The sequence below is a fragment of the Amycolatopsis jejuensis genome (genome assembly GCF_000717335.1).
Taxonomy (GTDB): domain Bacteria; phylum Actinomycetota; class Actinomycetes; order Mycobacteriales; family Pseudonocardiaceae; genus Amycolatopsis; species Amycolatopsis jejuensis.
Window position 1 is genome coordinate 317,394 of sequence record NZ_JNYZ01000003.1, and the last position, 10,716, is coordinate 328,109.

The window sequence follows — 10,716 nt, forward strand, 5'->3', positions numbered from 1 at the left end:
TCCGCGGTTGTCATGCCATGCTGCGGAGGTCGCGGCACGCAAGGTCGAACGTCATGTCCTGGTCGGCGCGTTCGGCAGCGTCGGTACCCAGTTGCGACCGCGCCGCTGCCACGGCGGCCGGCAGACCCGGGAGGTCAGGCAGGCGGCCGGTGAATCGCCTGGCCAGCCTGGCCAACGCCAGCAGCGGCCACGCCGGGTCGCCGCCGTCGGCCAGCCAGCGGCCAAGGCAGGCCGCCGCGCCGAGGGCGAGGGCGTAACGCGTGGTCAGCGCGAGAGCAGCCGGGCCGGCGGTGATACCCGGCTCGTTCGGCGGAAGCGTGCGGCAGTCCGCGGCCAGTGCGTCGACCTGGTCGCCGAACCACGCCGCCAGGGCACGCAACTCCCTGGCATCACGGGGAATCCGGTCGACGGCGGTCAGCAGCGTGCCGATCAGCGGGTCGTCGTCGTCCGGCTGGAGGGTGAGCCTGCCGAAATCCAGTTCATCGGATCCTGATCGGAACAACTCGTCCGGCGCCGGGATCCCAGACCGAGCCGAGCGCGGTAAGCAGGTCAGCAGGGTCAATTGAGCGGAGATGGCAGGCTCGTGCCCGAGACCGGCTGCCCGGACGTCCCGGACCAGTTTCTGGAAGTAGCCGGTTTCCCCGTCCCGCACGTAGAAGGCGGCTCCGAGCAGCGCACTCAGTTCCGTCGTCGCGTCGATCAACATCCGGGGGACCAGGAACTTCACCGCAGCCGCGTACCGGTTGGCGGAGCCGGGAAACCGGACCAGTGCCTCGGCCGCCGCGCCGCAGAACGCGTCGCAGCACAACAGGTCGGCGAATGCGCCGGACAGAATTGCCTCGGCACGCGGCATTCCGGCCAGCGATGCGCCGTACAGGATGCGACGGCGGGCGTGCCGCACTGCCAGCCGCAATGCGGTGTCCAGGATGCCGATCATCATGCCGGGCAGGGCGACCCGGATGACCTGGCAGGACCGCTGGCCATCGCCCAGGCCGCCAAGCGGGCTGGCCGCGGGTACCGGACACTCGGTGAACCGGATGCCGCCGAGTGAGACGCCCCGCATCCCGACCGTGGCGTGCCGGGGCAGGTCATGTACGCGGTCAGCAGCCAGTTCGCCGCGATGCAGCAGGAGTTGGCGGTACGGCCGCGTGCCGGGCGTGTCCATGGTGCGGGCCGACACAACCATGGCGTCGGCGTGCTCGATATTCGCAACGATGTCGTTGACCCCGTTGAGGACGAGCGAGTTACCCGACCGGACGGCCGACAGCCCGTGATCGGTGAGATCGCTGCCGCCCGCCAGGGTTCCTCCGGCCAGCAGCAGTTTCGCGGTTCGCGCGCATTGTTGCGGCGAGCCGGCGGTCCACACGTTGGCCGCGGCCACCAGGGGGCCGGCGCCGCAACCCAGCCCGAGAGCGGGGTCGCGCCGGTAGACCGCGCGCAGGACCTCGATCGTGCGGGCGAGGTTCCGCAGCCGGCCGCCGTGGTGGGCAGGCACGAACTCCGCGGTCAATCCGAACTCCGCCATTGCCGCGACGCCGGACGGCGGCAGCTCCGCCCGTTCGTCGGCTGCCAGGCACGCCGCGAGTCCCAGCGGGTTGTCCGCGGCCCAAGGATCGCCGAGGATCCGTTGTACGGCCGCCACGGCCGCACCGGTTGTCATGCCAGTCTCTCCTCGAAGGCCGGCTCGAGCCCATCCAACGTGTCGCGCTCGATCGGTTCGGCCGGCTCGCCGAGCAGCACCATGACGCGGGCAAGGCAAGCCTGCAGCCAGGTCGCGTCCACTCGGCCGGGATTCGCTTGGTACAGCCGCATACACGCGGCGCCGGCAAAACACAGTTCGTACCGGACAGCCAGTTCGAATGCCTCGGCCGGTGGCTGTTTGGCCGCCTGGTGATCAGCCAGTGCGGCCAGCACCTCGTCGGTGAGCGCCGCGAACCGCGCGACCAACGGGCCGGACAATGCCGAGGCCACTTCCGGTACCGACTGCACGAGATCACAGCCGGTCGGAGACAGCAGGCGCAACCGGTCGAACCGCAGCGGCCCGACCGGCCGCGCCAGATCGGTCACCGCGGCCACGTCCGAATTCCGCCGACGGGCCGCGTAACCCCGGGCGAGCAAGCCGAACTGGCCGATCAGGGCGTACCGGTTCACGTCGGTGCTGCCGTCGAAGATCGCGACCAGCCGGTGATCGCGCTCGATCTTCTCGAACTCGCCGGCCACCAGGAATCCTTGCCCGCCAAGCAGTTCACCGAGTTCGGCGAGCATCCCGTCGACGAGTGCCGGTACCAGCGCCTTCACCACGGGCGACACGACACTCAGCTCTTCCGGAGCGGCGTTGACATATCTGCCTGCCACCGTGGAGACGGCCTCCACCAGCCACGTGGTCGCGACCGCACGGCCGAGCACCCGGCGCACGTTCGGCAGATCGGCGAGCCGGTGGACACCGGCGTGGCGGGCCGCCGCGAATTCCGCCGCGAACCGCAACCCGTGTGCTGCGGCGCCGAGCGACAGTGACGTGGTCAGAATCCTGGTCAGCTGCAGGGCTTTTACCGTGATCTCCATGCCCTGCCCGGCGCCGCCGAGCAGGGCGTCATCCGGTACCGGCGCGTCGTGCAGAGCGATGCCGCTGATGTCCGCGCCGCGCACACCGTGCGTGTGCAGCTTGGGCACGTAGGTGTAGCGGTCGGCGAGTACGCCGGACTTGTCGAGCAGGAACAGTCCGAAGCCCCGATTGCCGCCCTCCGGCTTTGTCCTTGCCAGCACACACAGTACGTCGCTGCGCGTCGCGTTGTTGATCGTCCACTTCGTGCCGTTGAGGAGCCAGCCCTGATCGGTGCGGGTGGCAGTCACCTCACCGGCCAGCAGGTCGCTGCCATGGCCCGGCTCGGTCAGGGCCCACGACACCACGGCGCCCGCTCCGATTCGACCGCCCAGAGCTGCTCGCTGCTCTCGGGTGCCGGCCAGCCAGGTGGCCACGCCGCCGAGAAACGTCTTCCCGTGCGCGACGGCAACGGTCAGGTCGCGAGCCGCGACGGCGGCCAGCAATCGGATCAGCTGGCTGAAATCGCCCAGCCGGCCGCCATCGGCCGCCGGTACGTAGTAGGCAGGCAGTCCGAACTCGTCCAGCGCCGTGCACGCCGCACTCGGAAACGCCTCTTCCGAGTCCAATTTGGACAGTCGGTCCGGATCGAGGGCGCCGGCGATCAGTTCGGCCAGCTCAGCCATCGGATTCTCGTCCTGGCTCCCGGAGCGCGGCGTCGACAGCTTCGTACACCGGTTGCAGCGCACCGGAAAGGAACAGCTCCCTCATCTCAGTGCGCTGGATCTTGCCGCTCGTGGTCCGGCGGACCGCGCCGGGCCGAAGCAGCACGACGGCGGCCGGGCGGATGCCGAACTCGCGCGTCACGGTGAGCCGGATCGACGTGGCCAGATTGCGGAGGCGCGCCTCGTCCGGCCTGCCGCGCAGCTCGTGGGTCACGACGATCTGTTCGTCCGGCGCGGCGACGCCGAACACGGCCCCGACAACCGGCTGCAATTCCGGGTGCTGCGCCCGGATCTCGTGCTCGATGTCCTGCGGGTACAGATTGCGCCCCCGCACGATCAGGGTTTCCTTGATCCGCCCGGTCACGTACAGCTCACCGCCGTGCACGATGCCGAGGTCGCCGGTGCGCAGGAATCCCGTCTCCCCGTCGGCCGTCGTGGCTCCGAACACAGCTGCCGTCGCTGCCGGGTTCCGCCAGTAGCCCATGGTCACGCTCGGACCGCGGAGCCAGATCTCGCCGATTCGCCCCTCCCCGGCGGTCGCGGACGTCGCCGGGTCGACGACCCGGACGTCGAAGTCGTCCGCGGTACCGCAGCTCACCAGTTCCGCCCCGGGCGTTGCCGGGTCCACCGGCCGGAACTCGTGGCGTTCCAGCGCCGCCGCGTCCACCCGCGCGATCATCGGTTCGCGGTCGCCCCGGCCGGACACGAACACGGTCGCCTCCGCGAGGCCATAGCAGGGCGTCAGAGCGTGTGACGCATAGCCGGCCGGGGCGAACCGCTTCGCGAAGGCGAGCAGCGTCCGCGCGCGGATCGGTTCCGATCCGTTCGCCGAATGCGTCCACCGCGACAGGTCGAGCCCGGCGAGCTGGTCATCGGTGACCCCGTGGACGCACTGCTCGAAAGCGAAGTTCGGCGCCGCCGAATAGTTGATGCCGAACCGGTCGATCAGGGTGAGCCAGTGGATCGGGCGCTTGAGGAACGCGGTCGGCGACATCAGTGCGCACTCGGAACCGAAGAAGAGTGCGGGCAGCAGCTGTCCGATCAGTCCCATGTCGTGGTAGAGCGGAATCCAGCCACCGAACCGGGTCCGGCCGGTGAAGCCCATCGCCCGCCCGAGGCAGGCCACGTTGTGCAACAGGTTGCCGTGGCTGACCATGACCCCCTTGGGATCGCCGGTCGACCCGGACGTGTACTGCAGCATCGCCAGATCGGCCCTGCTGACGTCGGGCGCGGCGAACGGATCGGCACCGGTCAGTTCCGCGACGTCGACCACGTCTACCCCGGGCAGTTCGGCCCGCGCCCAGTCCTGTGCGTCGGCGAAATCCGCGGGACCGGTGAGCACGCGGCGCGCACCGGAGTCGACCGCGATCGTCGACACGCGGCGGCGCTGGTGGGCGTACTTACCGGGGAGCGGCGCCGGAACCGCGACCATGCCCGCATACAGCACGCCGAGGAACGCGGCAACGAAGTCCGGACCGGACGGGAAAACCAGCATGACGCGGTCGCCGGGGTTACCGGACCGCAGCGCTGCCGCGATGGCGCGGGCCCGCCGGTCGAGCTCCGCGTACGACACCGTCAACGGCGTGCTGCCGTCTTCGGCAACGGTGGTCACGGCCGGTGCGGAGCCGTTTTCGGCAACCCGGCGGCGAAACAGGTCGACCACGCTCGTCGCAGTCTGGATGGCGGTGAGTGTCAAGCGCTCGCCTTCCTACCCAGTGGGTATCCGATCGAGGTCGGGTAATTCACTCGTCCCGTTCCCAATGGACCGTACTTGCGTAAACCGAACCGGGGCGCCAGCAGGGTCATTTCGGTCACGAACTTTGACCGGAGAGGAAAATGTGCGACCGCATTGGGGAGATCACCCGCTGGGGGTGATACGCGAAGCCGACTCGACAGCGGTCACCCTTGGGCGGACAGGAAAAATCCCCTTATCTGGCAGGCTCGTCGTCCGGCGCTGGTTCGCGTTGTGGTAGCTGTGCGATTTCGGTACCGATTCGTTCGGTCGGCTTTACCGATTCGCATGGCTCCATCTCTTGATATTGTCGATTTATCCAGGAGTGGCAGGCCTTGACGGCGGCATGTGGAAAAGGAAAAACGAATCGGGTGGGGTGCTGGCTCAGGCGGCGACCGGCTGGTGGCCGCCGTTGTCGGAGTAGCCCTCTTCGCGGAAGAAGCCGAGTGACCGCATCACCGGGAAGTCGTTGAACGAGAACAGGCAGGCGTCGTCGGACTGGCTTGCGTTCGCGTGTTCGTGCCACGTCCACGACGGGACGCAGAAGATGTCGCCCTCGCTCCAGTCGAAGCGTTTGCCGGCGATGATCGAGACGCCGCTTCCCTTGGCCGCGGTGTAGATCTTCGAGCCGACCTGGCGGTGTGCCAGGGTGGCCTCGCCTGCGCGCAGCAGTTGCATGTGCGCGCTCATAGTGGGCATGACCGAACCACCGGTGAGCGGGTTGCTGTACTCCATGATGATGCCGTCGTAGGGGGAACCGTCGGTGGCCTTCGCGGCGTTGAGCAGCGCCTCGTAGGTGGGTTCCCACGGGTAGGCGAGCAGCGGTGAGTGGTTTTTCGACCAGGTGTCGCCGTACGGGCGCAGCTGTCCGGCGCCGTAGGTGAGCAGCGAGGAGTTCACCACGCCCTCTTCCTTCTGGTAGACGTCCGGGTGCACCTCGTAGAACGGCGCGTCCAGGGCGTTGACCAGGGGGATGTCCAGTCCGTCCTGCCAGATCACCGGGCCGGACTCGGCGGCGCCTTCGTTGCCGTGCTCGTGCCAGGTCCAGTTCGGGGTGATCGCGAAGTCGCGTGGGCCGACCTTCAGTTTCTGTCCGTCCACAATGGTCCAGGCGCCGGTGCCTTCGAGGACGAACCGCAGGGCGGCGGCCTGGTGCCGGTGGGCGGTCATCGACTCGCCGGGGGCCATGACCTGCAGGCCGGTGTAGAGCAGCCCGACGGTGGCCGCGATGTCCCGGCGTTCGGGGTTGTACAGCGCCACGACGCGGCGGCCGGCGTCGTCGCCCTTGACGAGGCCGAGGGCTTCGAGCACGAGCGGGCGAAGGTCCTGGTAGCGCCAGTGCATGGGGATCGACTGCGGTTTGGGGGACCAGGGTTCGATCTTGTTCGCGATCGTCCACAGTGCCCCGGCGTCCAGCTCTTCGAGACGCTGGTAGTAGGCCAGCAGCTCGTCGGTGTCGCGTACCCGTGCCCGGCCGAGCATGTCGTCGTTTGCGGTCATGTCGCTCCTTCGGTCCGGTCCAGTCGTTCGGTGAGGCGGGCGGCGGCTTCGGCGTTCACGCTTTCGACCGTGGTGAGCAGGTGCGCCTGCAATGCGTTGACGGCTTCCGCGGGCTGGTGGTCCACACAGTGCCGGAGGATCAGCTCGTGCTCGCGGCGGCGGATCTTGACCTCCGCGGCGTCGGCCAGCGAGGCGGCGCGGTAGCGCTCGCTGTTGTGCCAGGTGGGGCCGATCGAACGGAACAGCCAGTTCGACCCGGCGGCCCGGTAGACGGTGAAGTGGAAGTCCTCGTGCGCTTTCCGGGCCGCGGCTTGGTCGCCGAGGCGCAGGGCGCGTTGCTGCGCGTCGAGGGCGTCGCGGGCCTTGCGCGCGGCCTGCTCGTCGAACCGCTCGGCGGCTTGGCGTACCAGCGCCCCCTCGAGCACGATGCGGGTGAGGTAGGTGTCGATGAGGTCGTCCTCGGTCATGGCGCGGACCCGGGCCCCGCGATGCGGTTCCACCTCGAGGATGCCGATCGCCTCCAGCTGGCGGATGGCTTCGCGCACGGGCATCATGCTCATCCCGAGATCGGCGGCCAGCCCTTGCAGCGGCAGCGGTGCCCCGGCCGGGATCGAGCCGTCGAGGATCGCGGCGAGGATGGCGTTGTAGGCCTGGCCGGCGGTCGTGGTCCGCGCGGGGGCACGGAGTTTGGGAGTGTTCATCGGTACCTTCCGCTCAGCAACTCTCCGGCGCCGGGCACCACCGGCTTCAGATCGAGTGCCTTGAGGACCTCGTAGGTGGTGGCGACCGCTGCGGACACTACGGGCTTGCCGATCCGCTCTTGCACCACCGGGATCGCCGCGAGGGAGGGCATCTGGACGCAGGCCGACAGGATGACGACGTCGGCCCGGCGGTGATCGAGCTGGTCGACGATGGTGTCGAGCGCCATCGGATCGCGGTTGCCGACCTCGAGGTTGTCGGGGATCCCGAGTGCGATGTGGCCGGTCACCTCGTAGCCCTCGTTGCCGAGGTAGCCGGCCACCTGCTCGGCCCCGTTTCCGGCGACAGCTCCACGGCACACCGGCCCGACTCGTCGTCCATGGCCGCCAGCTCTTCCGCGGTCACCGACTGCATCCGCATGCGGGAGGAGTGGAAGGTGAACCGCTCGGGTTCGATCTCGTCCCTTGCCCGGAGCATTGCCGGGATTTCCGTCTCCATGGTGACGTTGGAGCTGGGGACGATGAGCCCGATCCGGTGCGGCCGCGCGGTCGTCGTCATACCGCCACGACCGGGTTGGTCAGCACTCCGATGCCTTGGATCCGTGCCTCCACGACGTCTCCCGGCTGCAGGAACTGCGGCGGATCCTGCGCGGCGCCGACTCCCTGCGGCGAGCCGGTGGAAATCACGTCGCCCGGTTCGAGAGTGACCCCGGAGGTGATGTCCTCGATGAGCGCCGGGATCGGGAAAAGCATGTGCTTGCTGTTGCCGTTCTGCTTCTGCTCGCCGTTGACGGACAGGGTCAGCTCCAGCGCGTGCGGGTCGGCGAGTTCGTCCGCGGTCACCACCACCGGGCCCATCGGGGCGTAGCTGTCCTGGCCTTTCGAGAAGAACCACTGGCCCGAGCGGCGCTGGTCGCGGGCGCTGATGTCGTTCAGGATCGTGTAGCCGAAGACATACCGGTACGCGTCCTCCGCCCGGACTCCGTGTGCGGTGCGGCCGATGACGACCGCGAGTTCGCATTCCCAGTCCAGATGCTTGGTCAGCCGGGCGTCGTGGCGGATCGGTTGTCCAGGGCCGACGACCGCGGTGCCCGGTTTGCTGAACAGCACCGGGCGGGACGGCAGCTCCTTGGCGGTGTCCAGCGTGCGGCTCGACTCCTCCACGTGCTCGACGTAGTTCAGTCCGACGCCGATCACCTTGCCCGGACGCAGCGGAGCGTGTACCTGCACGTCGTCCCACGGGTAAGACGTGCCCTCCGGCCACGAAGTGCGGTTGTCCACGGCCTCGCGGACTGCGCCGAGAACGTCCGGCCCGGCCTCGATGAGGGTGCGCAGGTCACCGGGCACCGTGCCACCCAGCGCTGCTCGCACGTCGACGACGGTGCCGTCGACGACGAGGCCGAGCCGTGGGGGCTGCCCGGCAGCCGGGCTGAAAGTGGCGAACCGCATGGTGACTCCTCGGTGGTCAGGGACGAGGTGTGTCATCGGTGAAGACGACCCCGCTACGAGGCCGCCGATCGACGTGCAGCTGGAAGACGTCGAACCGGTTGTAGTGGCCGATGATGTCGTGCATCTGCTTGGGCTGGACGCAGCGGCGCAGGTCGATCTCGGCGTAGACGATGCCCTCGTCGTCGATCAGCGGTTCGGTGAGCAGGCGCCCGTCCGGACCGAAAATGCCGCTGAAGGCACTGTGCTTGCGCTGCAGCAACTCCCGGGACGCGTCGTCGTGCGCGACCGCGTCGACGATCTCCTGGCTGATCGCCGCACAGGAGACCACGGAGAAGATCTTGCCCTCGAACGAATGTGCCGCCGAGCGGACCTTGATGGCCTCGACCATGTCGTAGTCGGCAGGCGCGACGGGCAGCGCGATGTAGTTCGCGACGTGCACCGTCTCTCCCTGCGCCAGCAGGGCGAACCGGGCCAGCGTGTTCGTGTTCTCCCCGCACGCGAGCGCGCCGATCCGGCCGAGCGGGGTGTCGTGGACCCGCAGTGACTGCCCGTCACCCCCGGCCCAGGTGAGCTTCTCCGCCCAGGTCGGCACCAGCTTGCGATGCACGCCGAGCAGGGCGCCGTCCGAACCGATGAAGACCACGCTGTTGTACAGCGTCCCCAGCGAAAACGGGTCCCGCTCGTTGACGCCGATCACCACGACGGTTCCGGTGCGCCGCGCGGCTGCCCGGAGCTGGTCGACCTCCGGACCGGGGATGTCGATCGCGGCCTCGGCGAGCCGCTCGAACCACGGGCTGCCCTGCAGGGGTGACATCGTCCAGTTCCAGTAGGGATAACCGGGGACGAACACCTCGGGGAAGGCTACGAGTTCCGCACCCTCGTTGGCTGCGGTGGTGATGAGATCGCATGCTTTGGCGACGGTCGCAGCGGAATCCAGGTATACGGGTGCGGCCTGGACTGCCGCCGCCCGGAACCTCGGGTACTCCACCATCGCAGTCCGATCCGATATTAGTGGATTTGATCAAATGCTATTTTAGCAAGGGTGGCGGGGGTGCGTCCAGGGTTGGAGAGCGGGGGGCGGGTTGGCTGGGAGGTCGCGGGGGGCGGGACCGGCCTCGGTGGGGACGGGCGGGCTGGTAGCCGACAGTCATCGGGGACGGACGGCGGGCCGTTGGCCGACAGTGATGGGGACGGGCGCGGGGCTGCACCCATGCGGGACAGGCGCGGGGCCGCTTGGCCGATACCAATCGGGACGGGCGCGGGGCTGCTTGGTCAACACCAATCGCGACAGGCGCCGGGCCGCTTGGCCGACACCAATCGGGACAGGCGCGGGGCCGCTTGGCCAACACCAATCGGGACGCACCTCGGGACCGCTTAGCCGAGACCCATGTGGGACGCACCCCGGGATCCCTTGGCCAACACCAATCGCGACGTACCCGGGGCCGCTTAGCCGACAGTGGTGGTTTCCGCGGCAGGTGGAGCTTGGGTGTGCCAGCTGGTGCGCTGCTGATAGGCATTGGCGACGGTCAGCACGGTGGTGTCCTCGCCGGGGCGGCCGATGATCTGGAGTCCGATCGGCAGGCCGGAACTGGTGAAACCACAGGGAATCGACACCGCCGGGGCGCCGAGGAGGTTTGCCATCCGGGTGAATCGGTTGCCTGCCTTGGCCATGTGCCGGGCGCCGAATTGGTGGGCGGGCTGCTCACCGAAGCGCGGGGGCGGGGCGGGGGACGTGAGGGTGACGAGGACGTCCGTGCCGTCCATGGCTTTGCGGAACTCGTCCTGGAATACCTTGCGTACCCGTGCGGCCTGCAGGTACGCCGACGCGGGCACGGTGCTGCCCAGGGCGACCCGCTGGCGCGCGCTCGGACCGTATTGCTCGCTCCGGGCGCGGTACAAGTCTTCGTGCACGGAGTAGGACTCCGCCAGTACCAGCACCGAATGTGCGGTCTGGGCTTGTTCGATCATCGGCAGCTCCACCGACGTACGCACCATGCCCGCCTCCGTCAACACCCCCACCGCAGCCTCCAACGCCGACCGAAACTCCGGATCCACCCCATCCACAAAAAACCC

At 68.7% G+C, this 10,716-nt stretch carries 8 protein-coding genes and 1 pseudogene; all 9 read right to left on the reverse strand.

Annotated elements, in window-relative coordinates:
- Positions 1-10 precede the first annotated feature (10 nt).
- Positions 11-1,660 carry an acyl-CoA dehydrogenase family protein gene (locus OO71_RS04630; protein ID WP_051791005.1) on the reverse strand — a complete coding sequence of 550 codons (1,650 nt, stop codon included), beginning with the start codon at positions 1,658-1,660 and terminating at the stop codon, positions 11-13.
- Entirely contained in the window at positions 1,657-3,225 is a 1,569-nt protein-coding gene (locus OO71_RS04635) for an acyl-CoA dehydrogenase family protein (protein WP_051791006.1), read from the reverse strand. Before OO71_RS04635 ends, OO71_RS04630 begins: the two co-directional genes overlap by 4 nt.
- Entirely contained in the window at positions 3,218-4,960 is a 1,743-nt protein-coding gene (locus tag OO71_RS04640) for a fatty acyl-AMP ligase (protein WP_084144694.1), read from the reverse strand. Before OO71_RS04640 ends, OO71_RS04635 begins: the two co-directional genes overlap by 8 nt.
- Positions 4,961-5,380: 420 nt before the next feature.
- Entirely contained in the window at positions 5,381-6,496 is a 1,116-nt protein-coding gene (locus tag OO71_RS04645; protein WP_033288310.1) for a cupin domain-containing protein, read from the reverse strand.
- Positions 6,493-7,197 carry a GntR family transcriptional regulator gene (locus OO71_RS04650; protein WP_051791007.1) on the reverse strand — a complete coding sequence of 235 codons (705 nt, stop codon included), beginning with the start codon at positions 7,195-7,197 and terminating at the stop codon, positions 6,493-6,495. Before OO71_RS04650 ends, OO71_RS04645 begins: the two co-directional genes overlap by 4 nt.
- Positions 7,194-7,753: pseudogene (locus OO71_RS53550) on the reverse strand (maleate cis-trans isomerase family protein). The gene OO71_RS04650 and the pseudogene OO71_RS53550 overlap by 4 nt, the downstream one beginning before the upstream one ends.
- Positions 7,750-8,643 carry a fumarylacetoacetate hydrolase family protein gene (locus OO71_RS04660; RefSeq protein ID WP_033288311.1) on the reverse strand — a complete coding sequence of 298 codons (894 nt, stop codon included), beginning with the start codon at positions 8,641-8,643 and terminating at the stop codon, positions 7,750-7,752. Before OO71_RS04660 ends, OO71_RS53550 begins: the two are co-directional and overlap by 4 nt.
- A gap of 16 nt (positions 8,644-8,659) precedes the next feature.
- On the reverse strand, positions 8,660-9,634 hold the full coding sequence (locus tag OO71_RS04665; RefSeq protein WP_033288312.1) for a carbon-nitrogen hydrolase family protein: 975 nt from the start codon (positions 9,632-9,634) through the stop codon (positions 8,660-8,662).
- Positions 9,635-10,089: 455 nt separating this feature from the next.
- Positions 10,090-10,716: amidase (locus OO71_RS04670; RefSeq protein WP_162186025.1), on the reverse strand; the 627-nt coding region annotated here is incomplete at its 5' end.

Bases quoted from the DNA above. Each gene is read 5' to 3' on its own strand.
- OO71_RS04630 (WP_051791005.1), bottom strand. From the start codon at position 1,660: ATGACAACCGGTGCGGCCGTGGCGGCCGTACAACGGATCCTCGGCGAT.
- OO71_RS04635 (WP_051791006.1), bottom strand. From the start codon at position 3,225: ATGGCTGAGCTGGCCGAACTGATCGCCGGCGCCCTCGATCCGGACCGA.
- OO71_RS04645 (WP_033288310.1), bottom strand. From the start codon at position 6,496: ATGACCGCAAACGACGACATGCTCGGCCGGGCACGGGTACGCGACACC.
- OO71_RS04650 (WP_051791007.1), bottom strand. From the start codon at position 7,197: ATGAACACTCCCAAACTCCGTGCCCCCGCGCGGACCACGACCGCCGGC.
- OO71_RS04660 (WP_033288311.1), bottom strand. From the start codon at position 8,643: ATGCGGTTCGCCACTTTCAGCCCGGCTGCCGGGCAGCCCCCACGGCTC.
- OO71_RS04665 (WP_033288312.1), bottom strand. From the start codon at position 9,634: ATGGTGGAGTACCCGAGGTTCCGGGCGGCGGCAGTCCAGGCCGCACCC.